Source organism: Azospirillum brasilense (assembly GCF_005222205.1).
GTDB classification, from domain to species: Bacteria; Pseudomonadota; Alphaproteobacteria; order Azospirillales; family Azospirillaceae; genus Azospirillum; species Azospirillum brasilense_G.
The window spans coordinates 287,350-302,050 of sequence record NZ_CP032346.1; the positions used below are offsets into that span (position 1 = coordinate 287,350).

The 14,701-nt window shown below is 67.2% G+C and carries 16 protein-coding genes and 1 pseudogene; 13 read left to right on the plus strand and 4 right to left on the minus strand.

The genetic code is table 11. The annotated features are described in order from the left end of the window. Window positions 1–38: 38 nt before the first annotated feature. Genes D3869_RS15360 through hutU form a run of 3 tightly spaced genes read left to right on the plus strand, consistent with a single transcriptional unit; the run spans window position 39 to window position 2,441 of the window. Complete coding sequence (locus D3869_RS15360) at window positions 39–287, plus strand: hypothetical protein (RefSeq protein ID WP_014198665.1); 249 nt, start codon at window positions 39–41, stop codon at window positions 285–287. Next, window positions 284–709 (plus strand): type II toxin-antitoxin system VapC family toxin, encoded by a 426-nt coding sequence (locus D3869_RS15365; protein ID WP_137140872.1) that lies wholly within the window; start codon window positions 284–286, stop codon window positions 707–709. Before D3869_RS15360 ends, D3869_RS15365 begins: the two co-directional genes overlap by 4 nt. A gap of 43 nt (window positions 710–752) precedes the next feature. Further along, entirely contained in the window at window positions 753–2,441 is a 1,689-nt protein-coding gene (hutU, locus tag D3869_RS15370; protein WP_137140873.1) for a urocanate hydratase, read from the plus strand. On the opposite strand, the gene D3869_RS15375 is transcribed toward hutU, so the two are convergent. Together D3869_RS15375 and D3869_RS15380 are read right to left on the minus strand one after the other, a co-directional pair. Further along, window positions 2,419–3,375, minus strand: coding sequence for a DMT family transporter (locus D3869_RS15375; RefSeq protein WP_137140874.1), 957 nt, complete (start codon window positions 3,373–3,375; stop codon window positions 2,419–2,421). The two genes, hutU and D3869_RS15375, sit on opposite strands and share 23 nt — an antisense overlap. A gap of 29 nt (window positions 3,376–3,404) precedes the next feature. Beyond that, on the minus strand, window positions 3,405–4,202 hold the full coding sequence (locus D3869_RS15380) for a helix-turn-helix transcriptional regulator (protein ID WP_137140875.1): 798 nt from the start codon (window positions 4,200–4,202) through the stop codon (window positions 3,405–3,407). A 113-nt stretch (window positions 4,203–4,315) separates the two neighbouring features. Here D3869_RS15380 and D3869_RS15385 point away from each other — a divergent pair, with 113 nt between their 5' ends. After that, complete coding sequence (locus D3869_RS15385; protein WP_137140876.1) at window positions 4,316–5,080, plus strand: class I SAM-dependent methyltransferase; 765 nt, start codon at window positions 4,316–4,318, stop codon at window positions 5,078–5,080. 58 nt (window positions 5,081–5,138) lie between these two features. Here D3869_RS15385 and D3869_RS15390 read toward each other — a convergent pair whose 3' ends face one another. Further along, window positions 5,139–5,531 (minus strand): hypothetical protein, encoded by a 393-nt coding sequence (locus tag D3869_RS15390; RefSeq protein ID WP_137140877.1) that lies wholly within the window; start codon window positions 5,529–5,531, stop codon window positions 5,139–5,141. A 260-nt stretch (window positions 5,532–5,791) separates the two neighbouring features. Here D3869_RS15390 and D3869_RS15395 point away from each other — a divergent pair, with 260 nt between their 5' ends. The 6 genes and pseudogenes from D3869_RS15395 (at window position 5,792) to D3869_RS15420 (ending at window position 12,079) form a co-directional block, all read left to right on the plus strand. Further along, entirely contained in the window at window positions 5,792–6,262 is a 471-nt protein-coding gene (locus D3869_RS15395; protein WP_137140878.1) for a GNAT family N-acetyltransferase, read from the plus strand. Between the two features lie 136 nt (window positions 6,263–6,398). Further along, complete coding sequence (locus D3869_RS15400; RefSeq protein WP_137140879.1) at window positions 6,399–8,000, plus strand: ABC transporter substrate-binding protein; 1,602 nt, start codon at window positions 6,399–6,401, stop codon at window positions 7,998–8,000. Between the two features lie 132 nt (window positions 8,001–8,132). Further along, a pseudogene (locus D3869_RS15405) lies at window positions 8,133–9,142 on the plus strand (ABC transporter permease subunit). Window positions 9,143–9,150: 8 nt separating this feature from the next. Further along, a complete protein-coding gene (locus D3869_RS15410; RefSeq protein WP_137140880.1) occupies window positions 9,151–10,077 on the plus strand; it encodes an ABC transporter permease subunit in 927 nt (308 codons plus the stop codon). Window positions 10,078–10,085: 8 nt separating this feature from the next. After that, on the plus strand, window positions 10,086–11,075 hold the full coding sequence (locus D3869_RS15415; protein ID WP_137141970.1) for an ABC transporter ATP-binding protein: 990 nt from the start codon (window positions 10,086–10,088) through the stop codon (window positions 11,073–11,075). Further along, window positions 11,075–12,079 (plus strand): peptide ABC transporter ATP-binding protein, encoded by a 1,005-nt coding sequence (locus tag D3869_RS15420; RefSeq protein ID WP_094306968.1) that lies wholly within the window; start codon window positions 11,075–11,077, stop codon window positions 12,077–12,079. Before D3869_RS15415 ends, D3869_RS15420 begins: the two co-directional genes overlap by 1 nt. 25 nt (window positions 12,080–12,104) lie before the next feature. On the opposite strand, the gene D3869_RS15425 is transcribed toward D3869_RS15420, so the two are convergent. Further along, window positions 12,105–12,398, minus strand: coding sequence for a DUF3072 domain-containing protein (locus tag D3869_RS15425; RefSeq protein ID WP_137140881.1), 294 nt, complete (start codon window positions 12,396–12,398; stop codon window positions 12,105–12,107). Between the two features lie 168 nt (window positions 12,399–12,566). On the opposite strand from D3869_RS15425, the gene D3869_RS15430 reads away from it, so the two are divergent. The 3 genes from D3869_RS15430 to D3869_RS15445 all read left to right on the plus strand — a co-directional run bounded on the left by D3869_RS15430 (window position 12,567) and on the right by D3869_RS15445 (window position 14,683). After that, window positions 12,567–12,977: a bacteriohemerythrin gene (locus D3869_RS15430; protein ID WP_137140882.1), complete on the plus strand. Its 411-nt coding sequence runs from the start codon at window positions 12,567–12,569 to the stop codon at window positions 12,975–12,977. A gap of 522 nt (window positions 12,978–13,499) precedes the next feature. After that, window positions 13,500–14,051 (plus strand): MotA/TolQ/ExbB proton channel family protein, encoded by a 552-nt coding sequence (locus D3869_RS15440; protein ID WP_247895865.1) that lies wholly within the window; start codon window positions 13,500–13,502, stop codon window positions 14,049–14,051. Further along, the gene (locus D3869_RS15445) at window positions 14,048–14,683 is read left to right on the plus strand and encodes a hypothetical protein (RefSeq protein WP_137140885.1); all 636 of its coding nucleotides are present in this window, start codon (window positions 14,048–14,050) and stop codon (window positions 14,681–14,683) included. Before D3869_RS15440 ends, D3869_RS15445 begins: the two co-directional genes overlap by 4 nt. Window positions 14,684–14,701 lie beyond the last annotated feature (18 nt).

The window sequence follows — 14,701 nt, forward strand, 5'->3', positions numbered from 1 at the left end:
GGTACGATGGCGTATTCTGAACCCATCTGGAGGGCGCGATGGGCAAGATCGTTCTTGAGGATGTTGAGGAAGGCACGCTCGATCGTCTGAAGGCGCTTGCGAGCAGCACCGGACGAACGCCGGAGGAGGAAGCGAAGCTCCTGCTGGCGGGTGCTCTTGCGCGCGAAGCCGGTGAGCATGCACGCCGCCGCGACCTGCTGGAGCGCATGCGGCGGACAGCCGCCATGACGCGGCCGGACATGGATGCGGATATTACGGACCTCATCCGGGAGGACCGCGACCGGTGAACGTCGTCGATGCTAGTGTCGCGTTGCGATGGTCGATCCAGGACGGTTACACGCCGTTGGCCCAGGAGCTTGTCAGCGGCGACGGGATGCTCGTCGCCCCCGACCTGGTGGTGCCAGAGGTGACGAACGCCCTGTGGAAGATGCGGCGGTCCGGTCTCATCGGCGAAGAGCAGGCGAACCGGGCGTTGGCGGAAATTCCGCAAGCCTACACGATGCTCGTGCCGACGTCGGGGCTGATCCGGCGGGCCTTCTCCATTGCCGCGACCCTCGATCACCCGGCCTACGACTGTTTTTATCTGGCGCTGTCCGAGGAACTCGGCGCGCCGCTCGTCACGCTGGACAAGCGCCTGCACGCCCGCACCCGCTCCACCCCTTGGGAGGCATTGACCGTCCTCCTGGGCGGCGGCACGGTTCCCGTCTGAAAACAACAAACGCATCAAGCTGAATCCGAGAGGGACGAGTCACATGTCCGACACCAAGCCGCCGGCCAATCGCCGGGTCATCCGGGCGCCGCACGGCACGGAGCTGTCCGCCAAGTCCTGGCTGACCGAGGCGCCGCTGCGCATGCTGATGAACAACCTCGACCCCGACGTGGCTGAGAACCCGGACGAGTTGGTGGTCTATGGCGGCATCGGGCGCGCGGCGCGGAACTGGGACTGCTTCGACGCCATCGTCGCGTCGCTGAAGACCCTGAACGAGGACGAGACGCTGCTGGTCCAGTCGGGCAAGCCGGTCGGCGTCTTCCGCACCCACGCCGACGCGCCGCGCGTACTGATCGCCAACTCCAACCTCGTTCCGCACTGGGCGACCTGGGACCATTTCCGGGAGCTGGATGCCAAGGGCCTGATGATGTACGGCCAGATGACCGCCGGGTCCTGGATCTACATCGGCAGCCAGGGCATCGTGCAGGGCACCTACGAGACCTTCGTGGAGGTCGGGCGGCGGCATTACGGCGGCGACCTGAAGGGCCGCTGGATCCTGACCGGCGGGCTGGGCGGCATGGGCGGCGCGCAGCCGCTGGCCGCGACCATGGCCGGGGCGTCCATGCTGGCCGTGGAATGCTCCGCCCGCAGCATCGAGCGGCGGCTGGAGACCAAGTATCTCGACCGCTCGGCCACCAGCCTGGACGAGGCCATGGCGATCCTGTGGGAGGCCCAGGCCGCCGGCAAGCCGGTGTCGGTCGGTCTGCTCGGCAACGCGGCGGAGGTGTTCCCGGAGCTGGTGCGCCGCGCCAAGACCTATCCGCGCTTCCGCCCCGACGCGGTGACCGACCAGACCAGCGCCCACGACCCGCTGAACGGCTATCTGCCCGCCGGCTGGACGATGGAGGAGGCGGAGACGAAGCGCCGCAGCGACCCGGCGGCGGTGGTCGCGGCGGCCAAGGCGTCGATGGCGACCCATGTCCGCGCCATGCTCGACTTCCACGCCATGGGCGTGCCGACGCTGGATTACGGCAACAACATCCGGCAGGTCGCCAAGGACGAGGGGGTGGCCGACGCCTTCGCCTTCCCCGGCTTCGTCCCCGCCTACATCCGGCCGCTGTTCTGCCGCGGCATCGGTCCCTTCCGCTGGGCCGCCCTGTCCGGCGATCCGGAGGACATCTACCGCACCGACGCCAAGGTGAAGGAGCTGATCCCCGACAACCCGCACCTGCACAACTGGCTTGACATGGCGCGCGAGCGCATCCGCTTCCAGGGCCTGCCGGCGCGCATCTGCTGGGTGGGTCTGGGGGACCGGGCGCGGCTCGGCCTCGCCTTCAACGAGATGGTGGCGAAGGGCGAGCTGAAGGCCCCCATCGTCATCGGGCGCGACCATCTGGACAGCGGCTCCGTCGCCAGCCCCAACCGCGAGACGGAGGGGATGATCGACGGGTCGGACGCGGTGTCCGACTGGCCGCTGCTGAACGCGCTGCTGAACTGCGCCTCGGGGGCGACCTGGGTGTCGCTGCACCATGGCGGCGGAGTCGGCATGGGCTTCAGCCAGCATTCCGGCATGGTCATCGTCGCCGACGGGACGGACGCCGCGGCCAAGCGGCTGGAGCGGGTGCTGACCAACGATCCGGGCACCGGCGTGATGCGCCACGCCGACGCCGGCTACGACATCGCCAAGGACTGCGCGAAGGAGCAGGGGCTCACGCTTCCGATGATCGGCTGATCGGTTTTGCGGGGGCGGCGCGCGGCGGCAGGGTCGCCAGCGCCACCCCCGGCAGAACCAGCAGGACGCCGAGCAGGTGGAACATCTGGAGCTGTTCCCCCAGCAGCGCCCAGGCCGCCACCGCCGCCCACAGCGGCATGACGTAGAGCGAGGTGCCGGCCCGCGCCGGACCCATCAGGTTGATCGTCTTCTGGTAGGTCAGGAAAGCCAGGACGGAGGCGAACAGCGCCACCCCGGCGATGCGGATGGCGGCGTCCAGGCTCAGCGGGACGGGGCGCAGGGCCAGCGTCTCCCACGCGTAGAAGGGGGCGAGCACGACGACACCGGCCAGCGCGTTGGCCGCGAACATGGTCACCACCGGCAGCGAGCTGCGGGTCTGGCGCAGCAGCACCGTGTAGACCGCCCAGGCCGCCGACCCCACCAGGATCAGCAGGTCGCCGGCGTTGAAGGACAGATGCAGCAGCGCCTGCGCGTCGCCGCGGGTCAGGATCACCAGCACGCCGGCCATGGCGACGGCGATTCCCGCGGCCTGCCGCGGCGTCACCTTTTCGCGCAGCCACAGGGCGGCGATCATCAGGATGATGACCGGGCTGGTGGCGTAGATGAGGGCGGCGTTGGTCGCGCTGGTGCGCTCCAGCCCCATGTAGACGACGGCGCCGCACACGCCCTGGGCCAGCGCGCCCAGCAGAAGAAAGCGCTTCCACGAGGCGCGCAGAACATGGCGGTGCTGGATCAGGCCGGGCAGGGCCAGCGGCAGGATCATCAGGAAGGCCAGCACCCAGCGCCAGAAGGCCAGCCCGACCGGCGGCACGATGGCGGCCGCGGCCCGCCCGATCACCACGTTGGAGGCGAAGAAGGCCGAGGAGAGCAGATACAGGCTGTAGGCAGTGAAGACGGCGTTGCTCTGGGGGGCGTTGCGCGGCTGGCGGTCCATGGGGCGTCCGGAGCGTGTCGGTGGGCGTCTTACGGAGCCTGCGGCCCCAGCAGCATCACCAGCTTGTAGTCGGATCGTCCGGCGGGACACAACGTCACTTGTTCGTAGACCAGCGTCCCGTCCTGGGGATGGGTGAAGCCGCGGGTGCCGCCCTCCCGCTCCAGCACGCCCTGGTCCTCCCACAGCCGGGCGAAGCGGGGCGAGGCCGCGCGCAGGCCATCGACCAGGGCGGTCACCTCCGCATCGCCGGCACGGCGGGCGGTGTCGGCGCGGAACTCGGCGAGCAGCCGGCGGGCGCGGTCCTCCCAGTCCGCGATGAAGCCCCGCGCGGTGGGATCGAGGAAGACGTAGCGCAGCAGGTTCCGCTCCGCCCCGCCCAGCCAGCCGGAGAAGAGATGGGCGGCGCCGTCGTTCCAGCCGCGGGCGTTCCAGACGCGGTCGAGCAAGTAGGCCGGCGCCGTCATCGACTCCAAAGCGGCGAGCAGCGGAGCTGGCGGCTGGTCCGATCCGTCCATCGCGTCGGCGTCGGGATCGCGCTTGCGCGACAGCTCGAACAGATAGACGCGCTCCGCCGCGGTCAGCCGCAGCGCCCCGGCGATGCGCGCCAGCGCCTGCGGTGAGACGGAGACCTCGCGCCCCTGTTCCAGCCAGGTGTACCAGGTCGGGCTAAGGCCGCAGAGCTGTGCGGCCTCCTCCCGCCGCAGGCCGGGCGTGCGGCGGCGGGCGGAGCCGGTCAGCGGGATGCCGGCCTCGGCCGGGGTCAGCCGCTCCCGGTGGGCGCGCAGGAAGGCGCCAAGCCGGTGCCGCGCATCGTCGTCGGAACTCATGGTGGCAGCGCTTATACCAGGATAAGCGCTTGCCTTGTACCAGTTTGCCGGACGGCCGATGCTGGGGCATCACGACAAACACGCCCCAACAATCACCAACGGGAATCGCCACCATGACCAACAGCCACCACGGCGTCGTCGCCGCGCAATACGGCCAGCGCGCCGACGCCTATGTGACCAGCGCCGTCCACGCCTCGGGCGCGGACCTGGACCAGATCGAGGACGCGTTGCGCGGCAAGAACGCCGCCCGCGTGCTGGATCTCGGCTGCGGCGGCGGCCATGTCGCCTACCGCGCCGCCCCCCACGCCGGCGAAGTGGTGGCGGTGGACGTCACCGCCCCGATGCTGGAGGTGGTGGCCCGCACCGCGGCGGAGCGCGGCCTGACCAACATCACCACCACCCAGGCCCCCGCCGAGCGTCTGCCCTTCCCGGACGGCCATTTCGACGTGGTGCTGAGCCGCTTCAGCGCCCATCACTGGCTGAACGCCGAGGCCGGCCTGCGCGAGGCGCGGCGGGTGCTGGGTCCGGGCGGGCGGGCGGTCTTCGTGGACATCGTGTCGCCGGGCCACCCGCTGCTGGACACCCATCTCCAGGCCGTGGAGCTGCTGCGCGACACCTCGCACGTCCGCAACTACAGCGCTGCGGAATGGATGGCCGCCCTGTCCCGCGCCGGCTTCGCGGTGACCGGCTTGACGCCGCGCCGCCTGCGCATGGAGTTCGCCGTCTGGACCGCCCGCACCTCCACCCCCGACCTGCGGGCCCAGGCGATCCGCGCCTTGCAGGATCTCGCCTCCGACGAGGTGCGCCGCCACTTCGACATCCTGGAGGACGGCAGCTTTCTCCTGGACAGCCTGACCATCGAAGCGGAGGCTTGCTGACCTTCAACGCAATGTCAGAAGGGAGGTGATGGTAACAGCCTCCCTCTCTGAACATATTTTACCTGCTTTTTGATAAATCCATGTCGGCCTGTGCATCAAACCGCTGCAACGCCTCCTTGGTTCTTTGACTATCGCAGGTTTCCTCAACGAGTATTTCTGATATTGTTCTGTCAATGTTGCTGTAGTGTTCTGCCATTACCATATCAATGCGAGCGGGGCTCCATTCCGGATTGATTTGCTTGAGACGATGAGCCGCATGAGTGGATATAATTTGGTAATTTTCTAGAAATTTAGTGAGTTTTTCGTTGTCGGGCTTTGCGCATCTGCTGGCAAGCGCATTGGAAACCGAGAACTGTTGCCAAATTTTGAGGATGTCAGGGCCTTGCTGTTGAGCCACTGCCGGTGCAATCGACAGCATCATCCCGCAACCTAAGGCGACCAAGAGGCGCATATCGTGTCCATTGATACGTATTGTCGCGCATATTATAATTCAAAGTTGCAGAAAATCGCAAGCCTTCTTGATTTTTGCTTCATCTAAAGTCGTTCTGCTTAAGGTTAAGGTGTGCGATGCAAGGAATGGCAAGGTTAACGGAACGATGCCCGCTTCCAGAGCTATACCTTGTGAGCAGCACCGGGGACCTCAGGAGAATGGGTGGTCAATGACATCCCAACTTCGATTGCTGTGCGAAACGTGAGCGGAGATGCATGGACATGATCGACGTTCATGTGCGAAAGGCCGGCCTTGCCGACGCGGCCACGGTCACCGGTCTCGTGGCGGCACTGCTGTCGGAAATCACCGCCGGGCAGAACGACACGCCGCGGGCCGTCATGCTGGCCGTCGCCGAATCCCTGCTGAACGGCGCCGGCGAGTCCTATACGGTCTTCCTGGCCGAGGACGGGGCGGGGCGCCCGCTCGGCGTCGCGACCCTGTCGGAAGGGGCCTGCATCTCCGCCCTGGGCCGGTTCGGGACGATCCGGGAATTGTACGTGACACCGGAGTCGCGCTCCGCCGGGGTGGGGCGGGTGCTGATCCGGGCCGTTCTGGACCACGGCCGCGCCCATCGCTGGACGCGGGTCGAGGTGGGAGCGCCGTCCGCCGCGGACTGGCCGGATTCCCTGCGATTCTACCAGCGCGAGGGCTTCACGGAGATCGGGCCGCGCCTGAAATTCCGCTTGGCCTGACGCCTCCCGTGGAGCTTGCGTGATGCGGCTTGGTTGCGTGTTGACAGACGATTCGGCCACGCGCCAAATGAACCCGCATCACCGGCCGCCGAAAAGAACGGGCGGCCATTCGACCGAACACGGGAGGTTGTTAGGAATGAAGCGCATCCTGCTGGGTGCCGGGCTCGGCGTTGCCGCCACCTTGGCGCTTGCTGCGCCGGCCCAGGCCGCCAAGACCCTCGTCTATTGCTCCGAGGGCAGCCCCGAAAACTTCAACCCGATGGTCAACACGACCGGAACGAGCTTCGACGTCTCGCTGCCCGTGTACAACAACCTCGTGCAGTTCGAGTACGGCGGCACCAAGGTGGTCCCCGGCCTCGCCGAAAAGTGGGAGGTGTCGGAGGACGGGCTGACCTACACGTTCCACCTGCGCAAGGGTGTGAAGTGGCACAGCAACAACGACTTCAAGCCGACCCGCGACGCCAACGCGGACGACGTTCTGTGGTCGTTCAACCGTCAGTGGAAGAAGGATCACCCCTTCCACAAGGTGTCCGGCGGCGCCTATGACTACTTCAACGACATGGCGATGCCTGACCTGCTGAAGTCGATCGAGAAGGTCGACGACTACACGGTCAAGTTCACGCTGAACAAGGTCGAGGCGCCCTTCATCGCCAATCTGGCGATGCCCTTCGCGCCCATCCAGTCCGCCGAGTACGCCGAGACCCTGCAGAAGAAGAACCAGATCGACAAGATCGATCAGGCGCCGATCGGCACCGGCCCGTTCCAGTTCGTCGCCTACCAGAAGGACGCGGTCATCCGCTACAAGGCGTTCGAGCCCTATTGGGGCGGCAAGGCGCAGCTCGACAACCTCGTCTTCGCCATCACGCCCGACGCCGCCGTCCGCTACGCCAAGCTGAAGGCCGGCGAGTGCCACATCGTGCCGTATCCCAACCCGGCCGATCTGGAGGCGATGAAGAAGGACAGCGCCATCACCCTGATGGAGCAGGAGGGCCTGAACGTCGGCTATCTCGCCTTCAACGTCACCAAGAAGCCCTTCGACGACGTGCGTGTCCGCCGCGCGCTGAACATGGCCATCGACAAGAAGGCCGTGGTCGACGCGGTGTACCAGGGCGCCGGCGTCCCGGCGAAGAACCCGATCCCGCCGACCATGTGGTCGTACAACAAGGAGATCGAGGACTACCCCTACGATCCGGAGCGCGCCAAGAAGCTGCTGGCCGAGGCCGGCTTCCCGGACGGTTTCGAGACCGACCTGTGGGCCATGCCGGTGCAGCGCCCGTACAACCCCAACGCCAAGCGCATGGCCGAGATGATGCAGGCGGACCTCGCCAAGGTCGGCATCAAGGCCAAGGTCGTGCAGTACGAGTGGGGTGAGTACCGCAAGCGCCTCCAGGCCGGCGAGCACCAAATGGGCATGCTGGGCTGGACCGGCGACAACGGCGACCCGGACAACTTCCTGCACGTCCTGCTCGGCTGCGAGGCCGCGCGTGCCGGCGGGTCGAACATCGCCAAGTGGTGCTACAAGGAGTTCGACGACCTCGTCGTCCAGGCCAAGCGCACCACCGACATCGCCGCCCGCACCAAGCTGTACGAGCAGGCGCAGGTCATCTTCAAGGAAGAGGCCCCGTGGCTGACCGTCGCGCACTCGGTCGTGCACATGGCGCTGAGCAAGAATGTGGTCGATTACAAGATGGACCCGTTCGGCATCCATCGCTTCTACGGCGTCGATTTGAAACAATAAACTCAGCGTAGCAAGCGGCTTTACAAAGCGGTGGCCGGGGCATTAAACTCCCGGCTTCCCTTTGCGGATGCAGAGGTAAAAAAGGGGGCTGCGGCCCCCTTGCTTTCGTTTCGAGCCCCCGGTGACGATCCGATGCTACGCTTCATCCTGACGCGGGTGAGCTTGGTGATTCCGACCTTTCTCGGCGTCACCTTCCTGACCTTCCTTCTGATCCGCCTTGTCCCCGGCGACCCCATCGAGGTGCGCGTCGGCGAGCGCGGGATCCCCCCGAACGGCTTCTCGAACTGCGGCACGAGCTGGGGCTGGACCGGCCCCTGTGGCACCAGTTCCTCGACTACATCGGCGGCGTCCTCCAGGGCGACCTCGGCGTGTCGCTGGTGACGCGCAATTCCGTGTTCAGCGAATTCGTGACGCTGTTCCCGGCGACGCTGGAGCTGGCGGCGCTTGCCATGCTGTTCGCCACGGTGGTCGGCCTTCCCGCGGGGATCATCGCGGCGGTGCGGCGCGGCTCGGTCTTCGACCATGGCGTGATGGGCATCAGCCTGACCGGCTATTCCATGCCGATCTTCTGGTGGGGCCTGCTGCTGATCCTGTTCTTCTCGGTGGGTCTGGGCTGGACTCCGGTGTCCGGGCGGCTCGACCTGCTCTATTACGTGGAGCCGGTGACCGGCTTCATGCTGATCGACACGCTGATGGCCGGCGAATACGGGGCCTTCTGGTCGGCGCTGCACCACCTCATCCTGCCGATGATCGTTCTCGGCACCGTTCCGCTGGCCGTCGTGGCGCGCATGACGCGCTCCGCCATGCTGGAGGTGCTGGGCGAGGACTACATCCGCACCGCGAAGGCCAAGGGGCTGGCGGGCAAGCGGGTGATCGGCCTGCACGCGCTGCGCAACGCGTTGATCCCGGTGGTCACCGTGATCGGCCTTCAGGTGGGCACGCTGCTGGGCGGCGCGATCCTGACCGAGACCATCTTCTCTTGGCCCGGCGTGGGCAAGTGGCTGATCGAGAGCATCAACCGCCGCGACTATCCGGCGCTCCAGGGTGGGGTGCTGCTGATCGCGACGACGGTGATGACCGTGAATCTGCTGGTGGACGTTCTGTACGGCGTCCTGAACCCCCGCATCCGCCATTCGCGGTGAGGTGAGCGATGACGACTCCTACGACGACGGGCGTTCCGGAGACCCTTCCGGCCGCTTCTCCGCCGGTTTCCCAGCCGCCGCACCCGCTGGTCGAGTTCTGGTACCATTTCCGGCAGAACAAGGGGGCCATGGCCGGCCTCGCCGTGATCCTGCTGATCGCCGTAGTGGCGTTGTTCGCCGAACTGGTGGCGCCGCACGACCCCAACATCCAGTACCGCGACGCCATCCTGGTGCCGCCGGTCTGGCAGGAAGGCGGGCGCTGGGCCTTCCTTCTGGGCACCGACGACATCGGCCGCGACATGCTGTCGCGGCTGATCTTCGGGGCGCGGCTGTCGATGATGATCGGCCTGATCGTCGTCACGCTGTCGCTGGCGGTCGGGCTGGCGCTGGGCATGATCGCCGGATTCTTCGGCGGCGTCACCGACGCGCTGGTCATGCGCTTCATGGACATCCTGCTGTCGCTGCCCAGCCTGCTGCTGGCCGTGGTGGTGGCGGCGATCCTCGGGCCGGGGCTGGTCAACGCCATGCTGGCGGTGTCCATCGTGGTCATCCCGCACTACGCCCGCCTGACCCGCGCCGCGGTGATGGCGGAGACGAACAAGGACTACGTCGTCGCCTCCCGCGTCGCGGGGGCCGGGCCGCTGCGGCTGATGCTGGTGGTGATCCTGCCGAACTGCGTGGCGCCGTTGATCGTCCAGGCGACGCTCGGCTTCTCCACGGCGATCCTCGACGCCGCGGCGCTGGGCTTCCTCGGCCTCGGCGCGCAGCCGCCGACGCCGGAGTGGGGCACCATGCTGGCCTCCTCCCTCCAGTTCCTCCAGCGCGCCCCCTGGGTCGTCACCTGGCCCGGCGTGGCCATCCTGGTGACGGTGCTGGCCTTCAACCTGCTGGGCGACGGGCTGCGCGACGCGCTCGACCCCAAGCTGAAACGCTGATGCCTGCCATGCCTCTTCTCGACATCAAGAACCTGTCCGTCGAGTTCACCACGCGCGCCGGGACCTTCCGTGCCGTGGACGGGATCGACCTCACCGTCGACGAGGGCGAGGTGGTGGGCATCGTCGGCGAGTCCGGGTCCGGCAAGTCCGTGACCTCGCTCGCCGTGATGGGCCTGCTCGGCTCCAACGGCACGGTGGTCGCCGACCGCATGCACTTCGGCGGCAAGGACCTGCTGGCGATAAGCCCGTCGCAACGCCGGAAGATCACCGGCAAGGACGTGGCCATGGTCTTCCAGGAGCCGATGACCAGCCTGAATCCCTGCTTCACCGTCGGTTTCCAGATCATGGAGACGCTGAAGGTGCATGAGGGGCTGTCCGGCAAGGCGCTGCGCAACCGCGCCATCGAGCTGCTGGAGCAGGTCGGCATCCCGGCCCCCGAAAGCCGCCTGTCGGCCTTTCCGCACCAGCTCTCCGGCGGCATGAACCAGCGCGTGATGATCGCCATCGCCATCGCCTGCAACCCGCGCCTGCTGGTTGCGGACGAGCCGACGACGGCGCTGGACGTGACCATCCAGAAGCAGATCCTCGACCTCCTGGTCCGCCTCCAGAAGGAGCGGGGCATGGCGCTGATCCTGATCACCCACGACATGGGCGTGGTGGCGGAGACGGCGCAGCGGGTGGTCGTCATGTACGCCGGGCAGGTCGCCGAGACGCGCCCGGTGGACGCCCTGTTCAAGGCGCCGCGCCATCCCTACACCGGCGCGCTGCTCGACGCGCTGCCGGAGCGTGCGCTGGGCAAGCGCCGGCTGCCGACCATCCCCGGCGTGGTGCCGGGCATCGGCGACCGGCCGCAGGGCTGCCTGTTCAACCCGCGCTGCCGCTTCGCCACCGACCGCTGCCGCATCGAGCGGCCGGCCCTGTTCGACGTGGACGCCGGCAAGGCGCGCTGCTTCTACCCGCTCGCCGATGCTCCGGTGGGCGCCGGGGAGGTCCTGTGATGTCCGACATTCTCACCGACGTCATGCCGGCCACCGGCCCGGTGGTGCTGGAAGCCATCCACCTGCGCAAGCACTACGCGGTGAAGCGTGGCGCCTTCAAGCCAGCGGCCACCGTCAAGGCGCTGGACGGCGTGTCCTTCCAGCTCGAAGCCGGGAAGACGCTGGCGGTGGTCGGCGAGTCCGGCTGCGGCAAGTCGACGCTGGCGCGCTCCGTCACGATGATCGAGCCGCCGTCCTCGGGCCAGCTCCTTTACGACGGGCGCGACGTGGTCGGGCGCACCGCGTCGGAGATGAAGGAGCTGCGGCGCACCGTCCAGATGGTCTTCCAAAATCCCTACGGATCGCTGAACCCGCGCAAGACCGTGGGCTCGATCCTGTCGGAGCCGCTGGTCATCAACACCCCGATGGGCAAGCAGGAGCGGCGGGAGCGGGCCGTCGCCATGATGGCGAAGGTCGGTCTGCGCCCCGATCAGGTCGACCGCTACCCGCATATGTTCTCCGGCGGCCAGCGCCAGCGCATCGCCATCGCGCGCGCGCTGATGCTGAACCCGCGGGTGGTCGTGGCGGACGAGCCGGTGTCGGCGCTCGACGTGTCGATCCAGGCGCAGGTGCTGAACCTGATGATGGATCTTCAGGAGGAGCTGAACCTCGCCTACCTGTTCATCTCCCACGACCTCAGCGTGGTCCGGCACATCGCCGACGCGGTCATGGTGATGTATCTGGGCCGCCCGGTGGAGCACGGGCCGAAGGATGTGGTCTACTCCCGCCCGCGCCACCCCTACACCCGCATCCTGATGGCCGCCACGCCGCGGGTGAACCCGGCGTTGCGGGCGGAGCGGGTGATCCCCAAGGGCGAACTGCCCTCGCCGCTGAACCCGCCGCCGGGCTGCCCCTTCCACAAGCGCTGTCCCTACGCCACGGAGCGCTGCGCGACCGAGGTGCCGGCGCTGCGCCCCGTGGACGAGCGCCTGGTCGCCTGCCACTTCGCGGAAGAGATGGCCTGAGGGCCGAAGGCCGCGGCGTCGCCCGTCAGGCGCCGCGGCCGGTCTTGTCCTGAAGGGCATCGATGCGTTTGGAGGCCTCGGCCTTCGTCAGGTCCCCATCGAAGCCTTCGCCGGCCTCCTCGCTGAGCGTCTTCAGGTAGGAGGCCTGCGCCCCGGTCATCGGCTCGTCCCCCGTCGTCCAATCGTCCGGGTCCTTCTCGCGGTTCGAGTGGTCGGCACCCCCGGCGTCCGCGGTTTTCGGGTTGCTCCCCGGATTCGCTGCGTCTCCGCGACGGGGCTGGGGGTGGTGCTGACGCTCGTCGTTGCGCTTCGTGTTCATGAAATGTTCCTTTTCGTTGGAAACGTCTGTCGAACAGCTGCCAGCGGGATTGGTTCCGCGCGTTGGTTCGCCGACCGTTGAAGCGCCATGCGGAAGGCGTTACCCTTTCGCGCGCTGGGGTTATCTCCGGCCGGTGAGGTGTGGTCCAGCGCGAGGGGACGGAACGAAATGCCGCTGATGGTGTGGAACGACAAGCTGAGCGTCGGGATCGCGCAGTTCGACGAGGAGCACAAGCAACTGGTCGCCCTGGTCAACGAGCTGTTCGACGCCGTCCAGGCGGGGCGCAGCAAGGAGGCGCTGGGCGGCATCCTCGACAGCCTCGTTGCCTACACCAAGTCCCACTTCACCCATGAGGAGGAGCATTTCGCCCGCCTCGGCTATCCGGACCGCGAGGCCCACAAGGCGGAACACGACGCGCTGGCCAACCAAGTGCTGGAGGTGCAGCGCAAGTATCACGCCGGCGCCACCGCCACGCTGAGCATGGAGGTGATGAACTTCCTGAAGAACTGGCTCATCAAGCACATCCAGGGTACCGACAAGAAATATGGCCCCTTCCTGAAGGAAAAGGGCGTGGCGTAAAGGGCCATTTCCGTAAGGACGATTGCCGGGACGGAACGCTCCGGGTCGCTCCCTTCCTCTCTCCCATCACGGGTTTTCCCCCGCCGCGTCGCGCGTCGACCCGGCAGGTCCGTCGCCAGGTGTCGGGAACTCTTGGCCTGGGCCGGGGTTCATGACGTGACGGATGACTCCTGAAAGACTCCGTCGTCGCGCAATTCCGGCGAAGGTGCGCCGATGAACCGATGGCCGACACGGAGCCGTCCCGCCACCAGCGCCCGGACCGACTGCACCGGGGCTGTCAGCGCGCGCCGCCACGCATTCGTCCCCCGCTCTCCTGATCCCGCCATCGCCCTCCGGCTTTCCGTGGCGCGGCCTTTGCGCGTCTTTGCCGCCTGAACATGACGATCCGGAGACACACGCAACCGTCATAGGGTCAAAACCATGGAAGAACAGTGGCTCCTCAAGGCAAAATTCGTCGCCTTCAATTTGACGATTTCGGCGTTCGTTTTCGTCCTCTATGCGCAGGGGTGGCTGGACCGGGTCTTGACCGGGCACATCGCCGTGGCGACCGCGATCATTGGTATCGTCTTCATCGTCGGTCTGGTGATGTCGGCCTATCGGGTGTGGAAGATCGGCGGTGAACTGGACAAGGCCAAGCTCGGCGGCGGACGGCTGATGAAGGTCGAGAGCGAGCGCGCCCTGGAAATCCGCCTGTTCTCCCGGATCTCGCACCTTCAGCACATCGCCAACGCGCTGGGCATGCTCGGCCTGATCGGCACGGCCTGGGGCTTCAGCCTGTTCGCCGCGAACATCACGCCCGACATGGTGGGCAACGCCGCCTCGGCCGGCGCCATGGTGACCACGCTGGCCAGCGGTTTGGGCGTAGCGATCTACGCCACCATGCTGGGCGGTGCGCTGTGCCTGTGGACCACCTGCAACCTCCAGCTCCTGCGCGGGGCGACGGCGTCGCTGTGCGCGCTCATCATGGACGAGGCCCACGCCCGCTCGCGGCTTGCTCCGCGGACGGGAACCCCGGAGTTCGCCGCGCCGCAGGCGGCCCCCTACGGCGCGCTCGGCGGTGAGGCCACATCATGAACGATTTCCTGGGCGAGGACCAAACCGGTGTGCTCGTCGCGCGTGACCTGCTGACGCTGCTGCTGTGCGGCTTCGTGGCCTGCGCGGTTCTGGCGGTCCCCTTCATCAACGAGGCCAAGAAGACCGAGGCCAATCAGCAGAACGAATCCTCGTCATCCGCCGCCGCGGGCATGGAACCGCCGGGAAACGTCATCATCGAGGCGCGCTGGGACGACAAGCTGCGCAGCGACGTCGATCTGTGGGTGCAGGCGCCGGGCGACGTGCCGGTCGGCTACTCGAACAAGTCGGGGCTGATCTTCAACCTGCTGCGCGACGATCTGGGCGCCTACGCCGATCCCACGGAGATCAATTTCGAGACCTCCTACTCCCGTGGTATTCCTCCGGGGGAATACACCGTCAACGTGCATATGTTCCGCAACCTGGAGAATGTGTTTCCCATCTGGGTCCGGGTGGTCGCCCGCGTCAAGGCGGAGCATGAATCGGGGGCTGCCACCGTCGCCGCAACGCGCGTCCGGCTGGACCACGAAGGGCAGGAGATCACCGCCTTCCGCTTCACCCTGACGGAGCGGGGCGAACTGGTGCCGGGGTCCCTGAACGCCGTGTTCAAGCCGCTGCGCTCGGCCAAGAATTGACCCGCCGGACCGGGAGTG

Excerpts from the sequence above, each read along its gene's own strand:
- D3869_RS15360 (WP_014198665.1), top strand. The coding sequence starts at position 39 with ATGGGCAAGATCGTTCTTGAGGATGTTGAGGAAGGCACGCTCGATCGT.
- hutU (WP_137140873.1), top strand. The coding sequence starts at position 753 with ATGTCCGACACCAAGCCGCCGGCCAATCGCCGGGTCATCCGGGCGCCG.
- D3869_RS15375 (WP_137140874.1), bottom strand. The coding sequence starts at position 3,375 with ATGGACCGCCAGCCGCGCAACGCCCCCCAGAGCAACGCCGTCTTCACT.
- D3869_RS15380 (WP_137140875.1), bottom strand. The coding sequence starts at position 4,202 with ATGAGTTCCGACGACGATGCGCGGCACCGGCTTGGCGCCTTCCTGCGC.
- D3869_RS15385 (WP_137140876.1), top strand. The coding sequence starts at position 4,316 with ATGACCAACAGCCACCACGGCGTCGTCGCCGCGCAATACGGCCAGCGC.
- D3869_RS15390 (WP_137140877.1), bottom strand. The coding sequence starts at position 5,531 with ATGCGCCTCTTGGTCGCCTTAGGTTGCGGGATGATGCTGTCGATTGCA.
- D3869_RS15395 (WP_137140878.1), top strand. The coding sequence starts at position 5,792 with ATGATCGACGTTCATGTGCGAAAGGCCGGCCTTGCCGACGCGGCCACG.
- D3869_RS15400 (WP_137140879.1), top strand. The coding sequence starts at position 6,399 with ATGAAGCGCATCCTGCTGGGTGCCGGGCTCGGCGTTGCCGCCACCTTG.
- D3869_RS15410 (WP_137140880.1), top strand. The coding sequence starts at position 9,151 with ATGACGACTCCTACGACGACGGGCGTTCCGGAGACCCTTCCGGCCGCT.
- D3869_RS15415 (WP_137141970.1), top strand. The coding sequence starts at position 10,086 with ATGCCTCTTCTCGACATCAAGAACCTGTCCGTCGAGTTCACCACGCGC.
- D3869_RS15420 (WP_094306968.1), top strand. The coding sequence starts at position 11,075 with ATGTCCGACATTCTCACCGACGTCATGCCGGCCACCGGCCCGGTGGTG.
- D3869_RS15425 (WP_137140881.1), bottom strand. The coding sequence starts at position 12,398 with ATGAACACGAAGCGCAACGACGAGCGTCAGCACCACCCCCAGCCCCGT.
- D3869_RS15430 (WP_137140882.1), top strand. The coding sequence starts at position 12,567 with ATGCCGCTGATGGTGTGGAACGACAAGCTGAGCGTCGGGATCGCGCAG.
- D3869_RS15445 (WP_137140885.1), top strand. The coding sequence starts at position 14,048 with ATGAACGATTTCCTGGGCGAGGACCAAACCGGTGTGCTCGTCGCGCGT.